This window comes from Faecalibacillus sp. MSK20_93 (assembly GCF_020589945.1).
Taxonomy (GTDB): domain Bacteria; phylum Bacillota_I; class Bacilli_A; order Erysipelotrichales; family Coprobacillaceae; genus Faecalibacillus; species Faecalibacillus intestinalis.
Window position 1 is genome coordinate 1 of sequence record NZ_JAJDKA010000054.1, and the last position, 19,904, is coordinate 19,904.

Consider the following 19,904-nt stretch of genomic DNA (forward strand, 5'->3'; position numbering starts at 1 on the left):
CTGCTGGTTTTCAAGACCAGTCCCTTCAGCCAGACTTGGGTAAATCTCCGCAATAGTAATGGTGGACCCTGTAGGACTCGAACCTACGACCGATCGGTTATGAGCCGATAGCTCTAACCAACTGAGCTAAGGGTCCGCAGTATATGCCCTATAGGCACCTTAAATAAAAATGGTAGCGGGAGGGGGATTCGAACCCTCGACCCTCCGGGTATGAACCGAATGCTCTAGCCAGCTGAGCTATCCCGCCATAATATTTTTTATTAAATTAATTGGTGGAGCCAAGCGGGATCGAACCGCTGACCCCCTGCGTGCAAGGCAGGTGCTCTCCCAGCTGAGCTATGGCCCCAATTTTTATAAATGGTCGGGAAGACAGGATTTGAACCTGCGACCCCCTGGTCCCAAACCAGGTGCACTACCAAGCTGTGCTACTTCCCGAAAAAAATGGCGCGCTAGGCAGGAATCGAACCCACAACCTCTTGATCCGTAGTCAAGCACTCTATCCAGTTGAGCTACTAGCGCATATCAATGGTGCCCAGGGCCGGAGTCGAACCGGCACGGATTTTAAGGTCCGCAGGATTTTAAGTCCTGTGCGTCTACCAATTTCGCCACCTGGGCATTCATTAATGGAGGTTCCTACCGGACTCGAACCGATGATGACAGAGTTGCAGTCTGTTGCCTTACCAACTTGGCCAAGGAACCACTTCTTTATTTTGTTTCGCGTCTCTTATCACGCTGCCCCATTATTATATGCTATAAAAATTTTTTTTGCAATAGTTTTTTATAATTTTTTACAATCTAATTTTTATGGATTTAAAATTTCATACGTATATTCATCATTTTTTTGATTTTATTTTTTTAAAAAAATTCTATGAGAAAACTCTCATAGAACTTTTATTATTCACTTTTAGCATTAGAGGCTGCGATTTTTACTTTAGCCCAATAATTAGCCATTACCTTTCTTGTTTCAGCATTATAGTTAAAGACTTCATCATATTTATTTGTTCTAATTGGATTATAAGCATTAATTCCTTTAAAGTCATTTTGCGCTAAATCGTTCATAACTTCCGTGTTTGGTGAAGTATACCCTACATAAGATGAATTACCATAAGCTGCTTCATAACTTGATACATAGTTAATAAATTCATGTGCTAAATCTACATTTTTAGAACTTTGTGGAATAACCATGCCATCACACCAAATATTTGTTCCTTTTTTTGGCATGTAATAACCAATATTTTCATTTTCAGACATAATATAGGTTGCATCCCCGGAATAAATAAGTCCTAAAGCTTTTCTTGCTTGTGCCATGTTATCAATAATTTCATCCGTTACAATTTCTGGTGACATCGTATTAACACACTCTAAAAGCCAATTATAGGCTTCTGCAAGCTCTTTTTCATTATCAGTATTCATAGAATAGCCAAGTGCTTTTAAAGCCATCATAAACGAATCACGTTCCGAATCGTATAAATAAATGTCTCCTTTATATTTTTGATTCAAGAAAATATTAAAACCTTGTTCTTTTAAATCTTTTTCACTTACTTTTGTTTTATCATAAACGATTCCTACACTTCCCCAAAAATAAGGAACAGAATATTCATTATTCGGATCATAAGATAAATTTTTAACAGAATCATTAATATCTTCTAAGCAAGTGATTTTATCTTGATCTAATGGTTGAATAAGCTTTTCTTGTTTTAATCTTTCAATCATATAATCACTTGGAATTAAAACATCATAAGCTTCACCATTAGCTACTTTAATATACATTTGTTCATTCGAATCGAATAAATCCATAACTACTTTGCATCCCGTTTGTTTTTCAAAATTAGAAAGCAAATTTTCACCCGTATACTCCCCGGCATTATAGACATGTAAAGTTTGTCCTGCATATTTTTTAGTCGAAGAAGTTGTTTTTTGAACAAAAACTAGTCCCATACATACACATGCTGCAACAATTCCAGCAATAATTCTTGGTGCTTTATTTTTTTCTTTAAGTTCTGTCGTTTGAACTTTTCTTTTTTCTCTAATCACCGGAACAACATTGACAAGAATTAAAACAATCGTAATAAAAATAACAATTAAAGTTGAAATAGCATTAATACTAGGATTTACACGTTTTGACATTGTATAAACCATAATACTCAAGTTTTTAATTCCTTTTCCTGTAACAAAATAAGAAATAATAAAATCATCAAAAGACATTGTAAAAGCAATCAAAGCCCCTGAAACAATACCAGGCATGATTTGTGGTACGATTACTTTAATTAAAGCCATCCAAGGTGTACACCCTAAATCCATTGCAGCATCCGCTAAATTTGGATCTAGAGAGCGAATTTTAGGCATAACAGATAATATAACATAAGGAATGCAAAATGCGATATGTGCCAATAATAATGTTGCAAAACCTTTTTCAATATTAAAGGTAATAAAGAATAACATTAATCCAATCGCTGTAACGATTTCTGGATTCATCAAAGGAAAATCGTTGATTTGCATAATTAAATCATGCACGATTTTTTTTGATTTAGAAAGTCCAATTGCACTAATTGTCCCAACAATCGTAGAAACAACTGTCGCAATAATCGCTACTATAATTGTGACATATAAAGATTCCATCATTGAAACATCCGCTAACATTTTTGAATACCATTGCATCGAAAAACCTGTAAAATGCGTTAATGACTTGCTTGAATTGAATGAAAAAACAATCATAAAGCCAATTGGTAAGTAGAAAAATAAGAGCATTAAAACCATTAAAATTTTTAATAAAGAATGTTTTTGTTTTTTCATACTTTTTTCTCCTTTCTATTACCAGAATTACGTTTTTCAACATATCTTACTAAATACATGATAGCCATCATTACAAAAGCCATAATAACAGAAATAGCAGATCCAAAATTCCATTCTCCTACAGTAATAAACTGATTTTCAATAACATTACCAATTAAGAAATATTGACCTCCACCCAATAATTTAGGAATGAAGAATGAACTTACTGCCGGTAAAAAGACAAGTGCTATTCCACTAATAACTCCTGGTATTGAAAGTGGAAAAGTAACTTTCCAAAAAGTTTGATAGCGATTTGCGCCTAAATCAGAACTTGCTTCTAATAACGATTTATCCATCTTAGATAAAGATGTATTGATTTGTAAAATCATAAAAGGAATAAAGTTATAAACCATTCCAAGTAAAACAGCACCTTCTGTATAAAGAAGTTGTGTTGATTTAAATCCTAATAAATTCAATAATGATTGTAAAATACCTCCATCAGATAAAATACCAATCCAAGCATATGTTCTTACAAGCATATTGATCCACATAGGAAGTGTAATTAATAAAATTAAAATATTTCTTGTTCGATCTTTACAACGTGAAATAAAATAAGCTACTGGATAACCAAGTAAAATGCAAATAATTGTTGTTTTTAAAGCAATTGAAAGTGATCTCCATAAAATAAGTAAGAAATCAGGGTCGGTAAAAAATTTCACAAAATTTTGTAAAGTAAAACTAAAGTTAACAACAGTGTTACCTCTATCAGTTATTGCATAAAAAGCAATAAGTAATACTGGTAAAAGTAGAATAATAATACTCCAAATAATATATGGAAGTGCTAACTGAGAAAATTTTTTCATCTAAAATCCCATCTTTTCCATTACATGAATATCTTCTACTTCAAAAGTCAATCCGACCTCTTGACCTTCTTCTACATAATCTGTTGTATGTACTTTTAATTCTCTACCTTCTGTAGAGAAAGTAACTTGATAGATTCCTTCTTGAATATTTTCAGGATCAAAATCATAATCTACATAAATATCCACTGCTTCATCTTCATTAGATAATTTCCAACCAATAGCATTGGCCCATGTCTTTAAATCTGTATCTAAAGCAACAGACTCCTTAATGTCATCAACTGTTTTAAAGAAGTTAAAAGCACTCACTGCTTCGTTTGCTTTTTCATTTCTTACATATTTTTGGTCAACAACAATGATTTTTCTTGTTGTAGATAAACCTGATGATGTTTGGAAAGTAACTGTATATTCTCCTAATTCCTCTTTTAAATCATGTTCAATTTTACTAATAGAAATATAAGAATCATCACTTTCTTTCCATGCTTGAGCATCTGCTCTAGCAATAATATCGTTATCATCTAAAGAAGCTACTTCTTCAATATCTACATAAAAATCATTTGCTGAAATTCTTTCATCACTATATTCACTTTCAACATCATGGTTTTTAATAACGTTCATGTTCACTTTAACAGTCGTTCCTGGAACAGTTTCTACCATTGCTTCATTCCAAACTCCCTTAAATAAAACACTTAAAACTTCTCCTGTGATTTTTCCTTGTTCTAAAGGCACTATATCAATATCTTCTGGCCTTAAAACAACATCAACTTTTTCATTTGGTTTAAAACCAAAATCAACACAATCAAAGATTTGATCATCAAATTTAACTTTATAATCTTCAATCATTACCCCTGAAATAACATTACTTTCACCAATGAAATTTGCAACATATTTATTAACAGGTTCATTGTATATTTCTTGAGGAGTCCCTACTTGTTGAATTTCTCCGCTTTTCATAATAACGATTTTATCAGACATTGTTAACGCTTCTTCTTGATCGTGTGTTACATAAATAAAAGTAATTCCTACTTCTTGTTGAATTCTTTTTAATTCATATTGCATTTCTTTTCTAAGTTTTAAATCTAAAGCACCTAATGGTTCATCTAATAATAAAACTTTTGGTTCATTTACTAAAGCTCTAGCAATGGCAATACGTTGTTGTTGCCCACCTGACAATGTTGTTACATTTTTATTTTCAAAACCTTCTAAACCAATAAGTTTTAACATTCTCATGACTTTTTGATCAATAACATCTTTTGACATCTTTTTTATTTTTAAGCCAAAAGCAATGTTATCGTAAACATTCATATGTGGAAATAATGCATACTTTTGAAAGACTGTATTTAATTCTCTTTTATAGGGTGGTAATTCCTTTATATCTTCATCATCAAAGATAACAACCCCTTCATCTGCTTCTAAAAAGCCACCTAAAATACGAAGTAACGTTGTTTTTCCACAACCACTTGGTCCAAGCAGTGTAACAAATTCATTTTCATAAATATCTAAGTTAATCCCTTTTAAAACAATTGTTCCATCAAATTCTTTAACAATGTTTCTAAATTTAATGAGTACCTTTTCTTCCATCATTTTTCTCCCCTTTTAAAATATTGGTGGTGTTGATACCCAAATCACTTTCGCTAGAGTATCATGTTTATTGACTATGTAATGTGGTAAATTTCCTTTTAAATAAAATGTTTCTCCCTTTTTTACCTCATATTCTTCATCACCATTCATTAATGTAATTTTTCCATGAATAACATATCCAAATTCTTCACCATCATGTGGATCAATTTCCATTGAATTCTTTCCTTTTTTAAGTTCAATTAAAATAGGTTCCATTTCATTTTTTTGAGCATTTGGAATAATATAAGAAATTTTATAATCATCTTGTATATTTTCAAAAAAATCGTCTTTACTAAAAACAATTTGTTCATCTTCATCTTCTGAAAAAAAATCTTTTAAATTTGTCCCTAATGCTTCCAAAATATTTTCTAATGTGGCAACACTTGGTGACGTTAAGTCCCTTTCTAACTGTGATAAAAAGCCCTTTGTCAATTCACTACGATTAGCAAGTTCTTCTAACGTCAATTGATTTGATAAACGTATTCTTTTAATTTTTGCACCAATATCCATAAAACCTCCTGTTTATTTAAAAAAACTTTTTGTTTTATTTATTAAACAAGACTATTATACTAATAATTATGTTAAGTTCAATACCTTTTTAAACAAAAAGTTTAATATTTTAAACACGATACAAAAAAAAGAAATAGCCTAACGCTATTTCTCAAGATTTCTTCTTCTTTTAGAAGATTCAATAAACATTGCTTTCAAAGTATCTGCATCTTCTTCTTTAATAGCTTTTTTCAAAATATCCAATTGATCTTCAAAACCTTGGATACTTTTCAAAAGATTATTTTTATTAGTAAAGAATAATTCAGTCCATAAATCCTCATTAATATTAGCAATACGTGTTAAATCACGATAAGAATCTCCAATATATTTACCTGTATCATATTTTTGATTATCACTATCAATCAATGAAACAGCAATGACATGTGGCAATTGAGAGGTAAATGAAATAATCTCATCATGAGCCTGTGGTGACATGATTTTTACGGAATGAAATCCTAAATTAGAAACAAATTGTTCCATCATAGCAATGGCACTTTTACTATTTTCTTCATGTTGAATTAAAATATAATTAGCGCCTTGAAAAACTTCTTTACTTGCATAAAGATAGCCTTTATTTTCTCTTCCTGCCATAGGATGCCCTGAAACAAATTCAACATCTTTATCTTTCAAAAGATCCATTGCTTCATTTAAAAAATGAGTTTTAACACCTACAGCATCCGTAATGATACTTCCCTTTTTAAATTCATGGTTTTTTATATAATCTAAAACTAATGATGGATATAAACAGATAATCGTCATATCCGATTTTTTGATGATTTCTCGACCATCTACAAACCCTTCTTTTATACATCCATCTGCTTTCGCTCTTGCAAGTGTTTCTTCATCTACATCAACACCATAAACTTCGTGTCCTTGACCTTTTAAAGCTTTTACAAAGCTTCCCCCAACAACACCAAGACCAACAACTGTTATAATCATATTTAATCCCTATTTTTATCTATACGCGGACAATATTTTTTTAAACATTCTAAAACATGTTGACTATTTTTTTGATTTGTCTTGTATAGATATTCATTTCCTTTCGCTCTAATTATTAAATGATATTTATTTTTATTTTCTATAATTTGAACTTTTTTGATACTTCTATATAATACTTTCTTCCCATTTATATTTAATTCATCTTTTTCAAAAATCAATACCGATTCATACGTTAAATAAGCAACAAGTGGTACAAGCCATGTCACCATAATTAATGGTGATGTCATTGAAACAACTTGAACAACATGAAGATATATCAATAAACAAGAAGTCATTAAAACAATATATGATAATATATACAAATAAATTTCATATCCTGTATAAATAACTTCTTTTGCTTTAAAAAGCGTTCTTCTTTTTCTAAAAGTAAGGATAATCAATGCATAACTTACAAGTAAGATCATAAAAGTAAACATTCCCATAAAAGCATCACTGTTTCCTAATGATACAATTCCTGTAAATAATGAAACAACCCCTAAAGCAGTTAAACAAACTAATTCAGCCATGATGTAATTGCCATCGAAAGTGCAGAAGATGCACCTAATAGAATAAACATAAATAAGAATCTAGAAATAAATGGAACTGCTTTTATTTTTTCTTTATTAATTAAAAATCCTGTAAAAACGATCACTAAACTTGTAATAATTCCATGCCCTAAAACAAACGCTAAAGTTGCATTTAAATATTGCATCATAAATGGAATAATCAATAATGTTACAAGTAAAAAATCAACAAGAAAAACACATACTGTTTTAATATTTAATTGGACCCATTTAAAAGTAAAATTCTTTTTGAAGACATCTTTATTTGTTTCAACAATTTTCTCTTTTTGTGTAAATTCAAAACTTTTCTTTGTTCTTTCTACTTTTCTATCAAATCTTGCCATTTTTATTTTCTCTTTTCTTCTAACATTTTAATTTTAAAATCTAATAAATTTTTAGTAAGATCCACATAATAATTATGTGGGAACTCTAATCTAAATATTTCATCCCATAAGCGTGCTTTTTCTTGCATTGAATAATCTCTAATTTCTTTTACAGACAGTTCTTGATAAACAAATTTTCCATCTTCAAATATAGGAACTTGTAATTCTTCTACTGTATACGTATTAGCTTCAATTGTTTTAAATTTCCAAATATCAGATTGATGATAAATCGTTAAATCTTTTGTACAATCAATTTCTTCATCATAAAAAGCAATTAAATCCGCTATTGCTTTTCCAGTTTCATTTTCAAATAAACGATATACACGTTTATAACCTGGATTGGTAATCTTTTCAGTATTTTCTGAAATTTTAATTTTAGGAATAATTTGTCCATTTTTTTCAATAGCTACTAATTTATAAACTCCTCCAAATACTGGAGATGATTTTGATACAATTAAATTTTCTCCAACTCCAAATGAATCAAGTTGCGCTCCTTGGTTTAATAAAGAGCGAATCAAATATTCATCTAAGGAGTTTGAAGCCGAAATACTTACATATGTAAGACCCGCAACATCAAGCATTGCTCTTGCACGTTTTGATAAATATGAAATATCTCCACTATCCAAACGAATTCCTTTTAATTTTTTACCCATTGGTTCTAAAACTTCTTTGGCTATTTCAATGGCATGAGGTACTCCACTTTTTAAAGTATCATACGTATCAACCAATAAAACACAATCATCTGGATATGTAAGTGCATAAGCTTTAAAAGCTTCATATTCACTATCAAATGATTGCACAAAAGAATGTGCCATTGTTCCTACTACAGGAATATCAAACATCTCACCTGCTGAAACTGTAGCTGTTCCTGCTACCCCTCCAATATAAGCTGCACGAGCTCCATAAGTTGCACTATCATATCCTTGAGCACGTCTTGCTCCAAATTCCATAACGGGTCTTCCTTTGGCTTCTTGAACAACACGATGTGCTTTAGTAGCAATTAAAGATTGATGATTAACTGTTACTAATAACATCGTTTCGATAATTTGTGCTTCGATAAATTTAGCTTTTACAGTAATCAATGGTTCATTAGGAAAGACTGGTGTACCTTCTTTCATTGCATAAATAGAACCTGTAAATTTAAAATCTAATAAATAATCTAAAAAGTCTTCATCAAATTTTTGAAGTGAACGGAGATATTCAATATCTCCTTCACTAAAATGTAAATTCTTTATACATTCAATTAATTGTTGTAATCCTGCAAAAACTGCGAACCCTCCATTATCTGGGTTTTTTCTATAAAACATATCAAAATAAACAAGTTGATCTTTATTTCCTTGTTTAAAATAATTATATGCCATTGTCAACTCATATAAATCCATTACAAGAGTTAGATTTCTTTCACTTCCTGCATGTTTATTCATAAAATTCTCCTTCATTGTTATTTTTACGAATATAATAAGCTTTTTTTTAAGAAAAATCTAGTCCATTAAAAATATAATTCATAAGAATCTCTTGATTGTACCATTGGCATTGGTCCTTGAGGAATAAAAGGAATATATAATTGTTGATCTGGGTAAATCATCATTTGTTGATCAAGTTTATTCATACAAGCGATCCATTCTATTTTAGTATTAAAATTTCTTGCTATCCGATAAACATTATCTCCCGGTCTTACTGTATAGAGATAGATATCACCTACTCTACGGGGATGAATGACTCTTTCATATTCTTCATCAAACATATTTTGCCTCCTTCATTTTAAAATATGTTTTAAAATAAAAAATGTCTAGGCAAAAAAATAGATAGCATTTGCTATCTATCTGGCTAATTTTTTCAACGCATCCTTTGCAGCCTTTTGTTCTGCTCTTTTTTTACTAGAACCTTTTCCAGTTCCTAGGGTCATATCATCCATCATGACTGCCACTTCAAATTCAGGTGCATTCGCTGGACCTGTTGTTGAAAGTAATGAATATGTGACTGTCTTTCTTTGATCCGCTTGAATCAATTCTTGTAATTTTGTTTTAAAATCTGTGATATCATCATAGTTGACATCTTCAACATGTTTATAGATTGTCATATCTAATATTTTTAAAACATATTCGATACCACAATCTTCGCTTATTGCCCCAATAAAGGCTTCAAAAATATCAGCTAAAACACTATTACGATCTCTACCTCCATTATGTTCTTCACCTGCACCTAAGAAAATTTGTGCACCTAATCCTAATTCACGAGAAAAACGAGCAAGTGATTCTTCTCTTACTAGTTTAGAACGTAAAAGTGTCAATTCTCCTTCTGGCTTTTCAGGATATTTTTCATAAATAAACTTTGATACATAATATTGTAAAACTGAATCACCTAAAAATTCTAATCGTTCGTAATTTTTTCCTTTGTTTTCATTTGTATAAGAAGGATGTGTAAAAGCTTCTTTAAATAAATGAATATCTTTATAAGGAATGCCCATTACTTCTAAAAACTTACCTAATTCCACTTTCATCTAGACCTACTTTCATTTTTTCTACTACATTTACTTCAACCATTTCAAAAGCTAAATTCATTGCACTTTCAAAAGCTTTCGCGTCACTTGCACCATGTGCTTTAACAACTGGTTTTACAAATCCCATCATCAAGGCACCACCTACACCTGCAGGATCAAATTTTGTTTTTAATCCTTTTAAAACTGGTTTAGAAATAACTGCCCCTAATTTATTACGTGTTGATGCCATAAAACCATCTTTTAATGCAGACATCATAGATAATGCAACACCTTCAATTGTTTTTAATGTAACATTTCCTGTAAATCCATCCGTTACAATGACATCCACATCACCTCTTAAGATTTCTTTTCCTTCAATGTTTCCAACAAAATCAATTTGTTCAAGTGTACTCAAAGATTGATATGTTTCTTTATGGATCTCATCACCTTTATGTTCTTCACTTCCAATATTTAACAGGGCAACTTTAGGTTTTTGAATATGTCTAACATTTTTAGCATAAACATTTCCCATAATTGCAAACTGAACGAGTTGATCTACTGTATTTTCAGCATTTGCCCCTACATCTAACATGCAAACACCTTTATCATTTAAAGTGGGAATTGTTGCCATTAAACATGATTTTTCAATTCCTTTAATACGTTTTAAAAACAACATTGCACATGCATAATAGGCTCCTGTATTTCCACAAGATAATACAGCATCAACTTCGTTATTTCTTGCTAACATCATAGCTTTTACTAAGCTCGATTCTTTTTTTCTACGGATTGCTAAAATATTTTCTGTCATTTCAAAGATTTCTCTAGCATCTATTAAAGTTACTTGAGGATGATCTTTCAATGCTTCTAATTCTTCAATTTTTCCTACAACATAAAGCTCATCTGTTTTATTTTTATTTAAAAATGATTGGCAGGCTTCTACAACAATAGAGCTACCTAAATCACCACTCATGGCGTCTATCGCTAATTTCATGTTCTCACCTCTTTTAGCATTATAACACATTAATCAATATATTCATTATTCTTTATTAAATTGTTTTTTATTTCTGATAACAATTTTATAATTTTTTCATCATCTTGATGTTGATTCATCGCTTCAAAAGCATCTTTTCTTGTAATTTCTAAAATATGATAATCTTTAAAAATATCTCCTATCATAAAAGTTGGTAAACCACTTTGCTTTTGACCCAACAAATCTCCAGGTCCTCTTATTTTTAAATCATATTCAGAGACTTCAAATCCATCATGATGATTTTCTAAAAATTCTAATCTTTCCTTTTGTTCAGAATGTGTTGCCTCTGATAAAAGATAACAATATCCTTGTTCCTTTGATCTTCCTACTCTTCCTCTCAATTGATGAAGTTGAGATAAACCAAATCTTTCTGCATTATAAATAACCATCATATTTGCATTACTTACATCAACTCCCACTTCGATTACTGTTGTTGAAACAAGAATCTGTATTTTATTTTCTTTAAATGCATTCATGATTTTATTTTTTTCTTCATCACTCATTTGTCCATGAACTAATCCAACTTCGTATTGTCCTTTGAAATATTGTGCCATTGCTTTTGAAATATCACTTGCATTTCTTCCAGTGATTGCTTCACTTTCATTTACAAGAGGACAGACAACATAGCATTGTCCTCCCTTTAAAAGATAATCTTTCAAATCTTTTAATATAGGCTTCATTGATGTTCCTTTAATAAACTTTGTAATAACTTTTTTTCTCCCGTTAGGAAGTGTTTTAATCGTTGAAACATCCATATCTCCATATAAAGAAATAGCAAGTGTTCTAGGAATCGGTGTTGCTGTCATTACTAAAAAGTCAACTTTATTTCCTTTGTCTTTTAACGCTTTTCTTTGTTCAACACCAAAGCGATGCTGTTCATCAGTAATAACCAGACCTAATTGATTATATTGTACTTTTTCTTGAAATAAAGCATGTGTTCCAATAATAATATCAATTTGTCCATTTTCTAATTGCTGATAGATTTCATTTTTTTCTTTTTGTGAAAGATGACCTGTAAGTAATGCGATATTTATTTTATATTTTTTAAACATTTTTTTTAAAGACTGATAATGCTGAAGCGCTAGTATTTCTGTTGGTGCCATCATAGCTCCTTGATAACCTGCTAAATAATTAGCATATAAACTAATTGCTGCAACAACTGTCTTTCCACTACCAACATCACCTTGAACAAAGCGATACATTAATTTTTGACTTGTTAAATCTATTAATATATCATCAACAACTTTTTGTTGGTCATCTGTTAATTGAAAAGGGAGCTTTTCAATAAAGTGAGTCACTTTTTCTTTGTCTATTAATTTTGAGATACCTATATTTTGTGTGCGATTTTGTTTTATATATTGCATTGTCATTTGAAATTTAAAAAATTCTTCATATTTTAAGTATCTAAGTGCACTAATAACATCACTGCGTGTTTGCGGTTGATGTATTTTAAACAAAGCATCTTCTTTATCTATCAAATGATATTTTTGACATAAATATAAAGGAATAGTATTAGCAATGTGTCCTTTATAAAAATTAAGTGCTTTATTGACATAACCCTGAAAACTTTTTTGAGTGAGTCCTTCTTTTAAAGAATATACTGGTGTTATTCCAGAAATTTCTTTTAAGCTCTTTAGTTTTAAGTCACTAGCTGTAATTGCTTTTTTAGAAGCACTGTATTTACCAGTAATAGTAAGCATCATTCCTATTTGCATATTTTTTTTCAAAAAATGACGATTAAAAATCGTAATTGTTAATGGCTCTTCATGATAATTAACATGAAAAGTCAATCTTGAAAGTCTTCCTTTATAAAAGATTTTAGGTTCATCAATAAGCTGTGCTTCAATAATGGCCTTCGATTCATCATGTAATGGTGTTTCTAACATTTCTTCAAAGCGATAAGGATAATGTTGTACTAAATCTTTTACAGTATAAATAGATAATTCATTTAACTGTTCTATTTTATTTTTATTTATTTTTAAAACTTTTAAATCATACTCCATACACTCACCTACGCAAACATGATAATTAAAACGACTAAAACGGCAATACTGATAATAATTGAAAGTGAGCTCGAAATAGCTGGTGCATCACGATGATAACCAATATTTTTTGAAAAAACAGCTGAAACAGTTGTAATAGGCGCAGCCATTGCTAAAACAACAATTTTTTTAGCAAGCATTGGAATTGGAACAATAAAATAAACAATACTCATTAAGATAGCACCAAAAAGCACACGAATCAAAAGTGTTTTTAAAACTATTTTCATTTCCGAAGGATTTATTTTAACTTCTAATAAAAGTCCAATCATAAACATCGCTAAAAATCCATTTCCTGCTCCTATAAAAGAAGCCACTGATAAAATTGGTTGAGGTATTGAAATTTTAAAAAGTGCTAAAACAAAAATTAAAAGATATACATCAAATGGAATTGATGAAAATAATTTTTTGATTACTGTTTTAGGAGTCAATTTTTGATTACTGCTTGCTACACTTCCTGCTAATGCATAACTTCCTCCTAAACACATAATTGAATTTCCTACATCAAACATGCATAAATAGGCAACTCCCATGCCTGGGAAAAAGCTTTGTACAAACGGCATAACAAAGTTTCCTATATTATATCCAGAACAATTGATCATATAATATCCTTTTAAAATATTTTCCTCTTTTCTTGAAAGTATAAAAGAAATGAAAAGCATGATAATATTTGATGCTAATCCTATTAATAATAAAATGAGCATTGATTGATCAATTGTTATGCCACTTGCATTTGTAAGTAAAGCGCAAGGTAATGTCACATTCATAATAATTGTTGCAATTGTTAAACCATCTCTTTTTTCTAAAACATGCACTTGTTTTAAAATAAACGCTATTATAATTACAAAAACAAAACCTGCTGCCTTGATCATAATTTCAGCCATTTTGATTCCTCCTGAATTTTATTATAGCAAAAAAAAACATCGCTTAGGATGTTTATTTTTTAATTAAATCTAATGCTTGATTTAAAACAGCATCTCCGTTCATACTTGCAAAATCACCATCATTAATTAAAGCGCATGGAATAACCCCATGAACCATTTCTTCAATTTCAGATAATTCTGAAGCAGATTGTGGCGCTAATAAAACACAATCAGCATCTGCCCATGATAAACCTACAGATTTAGATCCAACTGCCCAACACATTACTTTAATATCTTTTTGTTTAGCAGATTCTTTCACTGCATTTACTAATTTGTTTGTTGTAACCCCTGATACACAACATAATAAAATCTTATACATATTATACTACCTCACTTTTTAATAATAAATTACTGATATAATTATATTCTTTTTTAATTTTTTTTCTATAAAAATACAAATTTCTTTTTTCAAATTTTGAAAAAATATAAAAAGTAGCATTTGCTACTTTTCATACATCTTTGGTTTATATAACGCTCTATTTTCTAATGAGAATACACGTTTTGTAAATTTTCCATATTCAACGGTTTCTAAAGCTTTATCCATCATCGCCATACGAGCATCTATATTATCAATTAAATATAAAATCTCTGCTTCTTTGATTTGCGGAAGAACAGGTGAACCATATTCATTTTTTCCATGATGTGCTAAAATCATATGTTGTAATAAAGTTACTTCTTCTCCTTCAATATGAAGTTTATCAGCAGTTTCTTTAATCATCGCATTTGAAATAGAAATATGACCTAATAATTTTCCTTCTAACGTATATTCTGGAACAACAGGACCACTTAATTCAATTGTTTTTCCTAAATCATGTAATGTGATTCCAGAATATAATAGATCTTTATTAAGCGTCGGATATAAAGTGCAAAATGATTCTGCAACTTTTAACATTCCATACGTATGATAAGCCAATCCTGAAACATATTCATGATGATTTTTGCTAGCTGCTGGATAATAAGATAATTTTTCAATATTTTCTTCAAATAATGTTTTTACTAATTGATGTAATTTTAAATTATCTATTTGATCAATAAACTTTTTAATTTCATTGATCATAAATTGACTATCCAATGGTGCTTGTTTTAAAAATTTAATACGTTCTTTATCATCTTGTGACGCTAAATGAATCTTTACAATCTTCATTTGTCTATCTTCATTATATTTTATAACATCACCTTTTATTTGAACAACTGAACCTTTTACTAAAGTTTGTACTTGTTCTTCGCTAGCATTCCATAACTTAGCATCAATAGATCCTGTATCATCCTGTAATGTCATAGATAAATACGTTGAGCGATGTGCTCCATTGGTTTTTCCTGATACAACATGATTAATTAATGCCTCAATTAAAACACCATCATCACCAGGTTTTAAACTTGCTATTTTATTCATCATTATTCTCCTTAACTTCTAGAATATTCTTAATATCTTCGTAATTATATCCTTTTTTTAACAATGTATCAATTATTTTGTTTCTTAAATCTTTTCCTTCTAATTTTTTTTCATAGCGATGAGATGCTTTTAAATAGTCTTTTTCCAAAGCTAATTTTTCTTTCTCTAAATCATATTCAAAATCATACTCTGCCATTGCTTTATCAATAACATCATTCGTAAATCCCTTTAAAAATAATTTTTCTTTAATTTTTCTTTGAATGTTACGATAAGAAATCGTGCTGTTTCTTTGGTAATAATTATTGATTAAAAGCATCGCTGCTTGATATTCTTCATCATCATCAAGTTCTTCTAAACATGTATCTATTATCTCAGTATCAACACCATAATTTCTTAAATTATAAATTGCTTTGTTATGTCCTATTCCCAAACGTGTACATCTTTTAAAATAATTCATTGCGTACATTTTATCATTAATTAAATTTTTTTCTGATAAAAGTTGAATAGTAGTATCAAGTTGAGCATCATCATAATCTCCAGAATCCATTAATTTCTTTCTCATTTGTTGTTCAGTATAATCTTTAATAGATAAATACTTCAAGGCTTTGTTATATGCCCTACTGATTTGTTCGTGATCTTTAAGTGTATTAAACTGATTTCTATCAATTGTTTTCCCTCGATACAGTTCATATTGATCTATTACTTTATCTGATAATTCTAATGTTACAGCACTTTCATTTTCATCATAAGTAAATGAAACCTCATTTTTATTATTCTTTATGGGAAATATCGAAACAACTGTATAAGTATATTCTTTAATAAGAATGGCTTGCTTATAAACTTCTAATACTTTCTTAGCAAATGTTTCTCCACTATACTCATTTGCTTTTTTTAATGCATTTTCTTTTAAAACATCTAAATCCATTTCCATAGCATCTAATATAAGTTTTGGTAATTCATCTTCATTTTTAAAGAAAAAACCATTTTTTCCATCATCAATAACATCTACAAGTTGATCATCATAACGAGCAATAACAGAAATAGAAGATGCCATTGCTTCAATATAAGTCAATCCCTGTGTTTCAGATAAAGATGCTGAAATAAACATATTAGAAATATGGTAATGAGCTGGAACCATTTCACCACTTTGAGGCCCTGTAAAAATAACATATGGTTCAATATGATCATTTTTTACATATTCTTTTAACTCTTCTAATTGTGGTCCACCCCCAACAATTAAAAAACGAATATTATCATTAATAGCGACAACTTTTTTTAAAGCATCTATGATAACCGTAATGCTTTTTTCAGGAGCAATTCTTCCCAAAAATGTAAGAACAAAATGATTTTGTAAATGATATTTTTCTATTAAACTTTGACATAATTCGTTGTTTTTATTCTTAACTGAAAAACGTTCAAGTTCTAATCCCGTAGGAATCGTATAAATATTTTTTTGTTTTAAACCATAATGGATTAAAGCATCTTTTGTTTTATTTGAAGGAACAATTAATCCTTGGCAACTATTTCCATAAAATTTACTAATTTTTGTAATTACTTTTTTAACTACAGTATCTACTGTTTCAGAATTGATTGGATTAATATAATGTGAATAATCTGTCCACATAGTATGATACGTATAAACAACAGGAATATCTAAATATTCTGCAGCAATTCTTCCAAAAATACCAATACCAAATTCTGTTTGAACATGAATGACCTCTGGATTAAATCTTTTAATTTCTTTCATACCCTTAAAAGAAAAAATATTACATGCCCTGTAGCCATAAAGAGCTTGTATTTCTAATCCTGGCACTCTTAAAACTTGATTATCTAGGCTTTCATCATAAGTTGTATCACTTGGAAGTTCACTTGTTACAACTAAAACGTCATGTCCTAAATCTACAAGTTTATTTCGTAAAATATTTGTTGATGTAGCAACACCATTAATATCAGGTATGTATGTATCTGAAAAAAGTGCTATTTTCATAAAGACCTCCTATTTTTTAAAATCATCAAATTCAATTTCTTCTATATCTTCTATAACGATTATTTGATCATTTTCTGTAATTTCTTTTTTATCATTTTTTGTTGCAAAATTAAGTTCTCTACTAAATGACATTGTAAGACCTCCAAGAATAAGACCAGCATAATAAGTAGCAAATCTCCAAACAAGTAAAGTTGCTGATGTCGCTCCTTTTAAAAAGTAACGAAGTAAAATATAAAACGAACCTTCACTACCCCCACTTGCTCCTGGTAATGGTACAAAATCTGAAATCAAATAAACAAAAGCAGTAATTCCAATTAAATCAAAGAAATGTCTCCAAGAAAGAGGAACATTCATTGCAAGAGAACAAAAAAATGGAATACTATAAAGAATTGTCAATTTTAATACATTTAATCCTATTGATTTAAGTAATATTGGTTTGTTTTTTTGTAATAAATTAAGTTCGATTCTAAAGTTTTCTAATTTTCTTTCAATTTGAGAACTTACCTCTTCATAGCTTTTCACTATATGTAATTTTGCTAATATTTTAACAACATTATTACTTAAAAAATTTTGAAGTTTTTCAGACTTAGCTCCTAAAAATAAAGTAGAAATAACCACTAAATTAATAATAAATCCAATAAATGCTAGTGAAAAAAAAACAGAATACAATTTACTAAAATAAACAAATTTTAAAAGCATAATGATAGATGTATACACAACCAATACACTTTGATAGACAATAAAAATCATTAATAAAATACTAGACGAATAAGTTGCTTTGATTCCTTGTTTATTAAAAGCATATACTTGATAAAATTGTCCACCAGAGGCCATTGGCGTGATTCCATTAAAGAAAATACCAGCCATTGCATTTACGATTCCTTGTTTTAAGGTATAATCTTTTTTATATACTTTAGCAAAAAGTGTCAAATTCATTGCATTGATTAAATAAAAAATACACATTAAAATAGCAACAACCAATAACCACCCTAAATGACAATGTTTTAACGATTTAATCGTTCCTTCTAATTGATTACCAATTGAAAAATAAATTGATAATCCACCAACTATTAGAATAATAGCTACATTTAGTATGTATTTTTTTATATTTTTTTTATCCATAATATTATCCTCTAAAGAGATTCAACTTTTTCATATACCTCTTTTAATTGTTTTCCTATTAGTAATAAATCTCTTTCTTTAGCAACTTTATAACCTTCTTCTACTGTCGAAGGTAATTCGTGATTAATAATTTTATTAATATAATCAATAAAGTCTTGATTTGTTTTCCCCTTATAACAATTAACTTGGTCTTGCATCCATGGATCAAAAGCAGGAATATCCCTTAATAATATTTGTGTTTTGCAAGCTAAAGCTTCTAAAACAACAATTCCTTCTGTTTCTTCACGTGATGGAAAGAAAAAAACATCTGCTCTACCATAAGCACCTTTAATAATATCTCCACTAACATATCCTGGTAATATTAAATTTTTTGGTAATTCTTTGAGTAATTTTTTTATCTTAGATGTTGGATTGGATAATCTAACATCTCCAAACCACATAAATTTTACATGAGGCATTTCTCTTGCAACTTCTACAAAAGTATCAAATCCTTTTCTTTCAAAAAGCCATCCTACAGATATAACAAGTTTATCCTCTTCAGAAATATGAAACTGTTGCGTAAACTCATTAATTTGTTTAGATGTTGGATTAAACTGTGCAACATCTACACCATTAGAAATCGCATATATTTCCTTATTTAAATCATATGACTCTAATAAGCTTTTAGAATATGGCGTTGGTGTAATAATAACATCAGCTGAATTATAAAGATACACAAGCCATTTTTTATAAAGACTAGCAAAGGTATTAGAAAACATAAAAGAATTTTTAAAATCTTCTTCTGTACTATGTGCATGATAAATGATCTTCTTATTATTTTCTCTTGCCTGTTTAATCATTGAAATACTATCAGGATAGATTGTATTAATATGTAAAATATCATAATCCAAATCATTTTTATCAGTCGTAAATTCAATATTATTTAATGTTAAAGCTTTCTTTTGGTGGTAAAACGCACGACCTATTCCAGACTTCTTAATAGCCTTTTCCATTCCAAAATATAATTTAATTTTCATATAAAACATCACCCAATCTATTATAACATATTTTTATTTTTGAAACTATATAATCAAGAATTTTACCCTATTAGCTAGCCACAAAAAACAATAAAATAATAGCATTCAAATTTGAACTTATTATTAATAGTATGTAAAAACATAAAAAAAAAGAAGGAACTGGCAACGAGCTATTTTCGCACAATGTACT

General features: G+C 29.4%; 18 protein-coding genes and 7 tRNA genes. All 25 read right to left on the reverse strand.

Features of this window, described 5'->3' with window-relative positions:
- Positions 1-59 precede the first annotated feature (59 nt).
- The 25 genes from LJD34_RS12820 to LJD34_RS12940 all read right to left on the reverse strand — a co-directional run bounded on the left by LJD34_RS12820 (position 60) and on the right by LJD34_RS12940 (position 19,714).
- A tRNA-Ile gene (locus tag LJD34_RS12820) sits at positions 60-136 on the reverse strand.
- Positions 137-170: 34 nt separating this feature from the next.
- Positions 171-247, reverse strand: a tRNA-Met gene (locus LJD34_RS12825).
- A 23-nt stretch (positions 248-270) separates the two neighbouring features.
- Positions 271-346: transfer RNA gene (locus tag LJD34_RS12830), tRNA-Ala, on the reverse strand.
- Between the two features lie 12 nt (positions 347-358).
- Positions 359-435, reverse strand: a tRNA-Pro gene (locus LJD34_RS12835).
- A 7-nt stretch (positions 436-442) separates the two neighbouring features.
- Positions 443-519, reverse strand: a tRNA-Arg gene (locus LJD34_RS12840).
- A gap of 7 nt (positions 520-526) precedes the next feature.
- Positions 527-615 (reverse strand) — tRNA-Leu (locus LJD34_RS12845).
- A gap of 9 nt (positions 616-624) precedes the next feature.
- Positions 625-699 (reverse strand) — tRNA-Cys (locus LJD34_RS12850).
- Between the two features lie 195 nt (positions 700-894).
- Positions 895-2,793 (reverse strand): extracellular solute-binding protein, encoded by a 1,899-nt coding sequence (locus LJD34_RS12855; RefSeq protein WP_227360088.1) that lies wholly within the window; start codon positions 2,791-2,793, stop codon positions 895-897.
- Positions 2,790-3,635: an ABC transporter permease gene (locus tag LJD34_RS12860; RefSeq protein ID WP_032090203.1), complete on the reverse strand. Its 846-nt coding sequence runs from the start codon at positions 3,633-3,635 to the stop codon at positions 2,790-2,792. Before LJD34_RS12860 ends, LJD34_RS12855 begins: the two co-directional genes overlap by 4 nt.
- Positions 3,636-5,213, reverse strand: coding sequence for an ABC transporter ATP-binding protein (locus tag LJD34_RS12865; protein ID WP_032090204.1), 1,578 nt, complete (start codon positions 5,211-5,213; stop codon positions 3,636-3,638).
- Positions 5,214-5,228: 15 nt separating this feature from the next.
- Positions 5,229-5,762, reverse strand: coding sequence for a helix-turn-helix domain-containing protein (locus LJD34_RS12870; RefSeq protein WP_032090205.1), 534 nt, complete (start codon positions 5,760-5,762; stop codon positions 5,229-5,231).
- A gap of 144 nt (positions 5,763-5,906) precedes the next feature.
- On the reverse strand, positions 5,907-6,740 hold the full coding sequence (locus LJD34_RS12875) for a prephenate dehydrogenase (protein ID WP_032090206.1): 834 nt from the start codon (positions 6,738-6,740) through the stop codon (positions 5,907-5,909).
- Positions 6,741-6,742: 2 nt separating this feature from the next.
- Positions 6,743-7,306, reverse strand: coding sequence for a hypothetical protein (locus LJD34_RS12880; RefSeq protein WP_119363497.1), 564 nt, complete (start codon positions 7,304-7,306; stop codon positions 6,743-6,745).
- Positions 7,294-7,686: a hypothetical protein gene (locus tag LJD34_RS12885; protein WP_022002019.1), complete on the reverse strand. Its 393-nt coding sequence runs from the start codon at positions 7,684-7,686 to the stop codon at positions 7,294-7,296. The genes LJD34_RS12880 and LJD34_RS12885 overlap by 13 nt, the downstream gene beginning before the upstream one ends.
- 2 nt (positions 7,687-7,688) lie before the next feature.
- Positions 7,689-9,149 carry a nicotinate phosphoribosyltransferase gene (locus LJD34_RS12890; RefSeq protein WP_032090208.1) on the reverse strand — a complete coding sequence of 487 codons (1,461 nt, stop codon included), beginning with the start codon at positions 9,147-9,149 and terminating at the stop codon, positions 7,689-7,691.
- A 65-nt stretch (positions 9,150-9,214) separates the two neighbouring features.
- Entirely contained in the window at positions 9,215-9,469 is a 255-nt protein-coding gene (locus tag LJD34_RS12895) for a LysM peptidoglycan-binding domain-containing protein (RefSeq protein WP_022002017.1), read from the reverse strand.
- A 75-nt stretch (positions 9,470-9,544) separates the two neighbouring features.
- Positions 9,545-10,219, reverse strand: a complete 675-nt coding sequence (rnc, locus tag LJD34_RS12900; RefSeq protein ID WP_032090281.1) for a ribonuclease III — start codon at positions 10,217-10,219, stop codon at positions 9,545-9,547.
- On the reverse strand, positions 10,206-11,195 hold the full coding sequence (gene plsX, locus LJD34_RS12905) for a phosphate acyltransferase PlsX (RefSeq protein WP_032090209.1): 990 nt from the start codon (positions 11,193-11,195) through the stop codon (positions 10,206-10,208). The genes rnc and plsX overlap by 14 nt, the downstream gene beginning before the upstream one ends.
- Before the next feature lie 29 nt (positions 11,196-11,224).
- Positions 11,225-13,237, reverse strand: a complete 2,013-nt coding sequence (gene recG / locus LJD34_RS12910) for an ATP-dependent DNA helicase RecG (RefSeq protein WP_227360090.1) — start codon at positions 13,235-13,237, stop codon at positions 11,225-11,227.
- A gap of 8 nt (positions 13,238-13,245) precedes the next feature.
- Entirely contained in the window at positions 13,246-14,157 is a 912-nt protein-coding gene (locus LJD34_RS12915) for an AEC family transporter (RefSeq protein ID WP_227360092.1), read from the reverse strand.
- A gap of 52 nt (positions 14,158-14,209) precedes the next feature.
- A complete protein-coding gene (locus LJD34_RS12920) occupies positions 14,210-14,515 on the reverse strand; it encodes a PTS sugar transporter subunit IIB (protein ID WP_227360093.1) in 306 nt (101 codons plus the stop codon).
- A 123-nt stretch (positions 14,516-14,638) separates the two neighbouring features.
- The gene (locus LJD34_RS12925; protein ID WP_117346812.1) at positions 14,639-15,589 is read right to left on the reverse strand and encodes a 3'-5' exoribonuclease YhaM family protein; all 951 of its coding nucleotides are present in this window, start codon (positions 15,587-15,589) and stop codon (positions 14,639-14,641) included.
- Positions 15,582-17,576: a glycosyltransferase gene (locus tag LJD34_RS12930; protein ID WP_227360094.1), complete on the reverse strand. Its 1,995-nt coding sequence runs from the start codon at positions 17,574-17,576 to the stop codon at positions 15,582-15,584. Before LJD34_RS12930 ends, LJD34_RS12925 begins: the two co-directional genes overlap by 8 nt.
- Positions 17,577-17,585: 9 nt before the next feature.
- Positions 17,586-18,698, reverse strand: a complete 1,113-nt coding sequence (locus tag LJD34_RS12935; RefSeq protein WP_227360095.1) for a lysylphosphatidylglycerol synthase transmembrane domain-containing protein — start codon at positions 18,696-18,698, stop codon at positions 17,586-17,588.
- A gap of 11 nt (positions 18,699-18,709) precedes the next feature.
- The gene (locus LJD34_RS12940; protein WP_119363506.1) at positions 18,710-19,714 is read right to left on the reverse strand and encodes a glycosyltransferase family 4 protein; all 1,005 of its coding nucleotides are present in this window, start codon (positions 19,712-19,714) and stop codon (positions 18,710-18,712) included.
- Positions 19,715-19,904 lie beyond the last annotated feature (190 nt).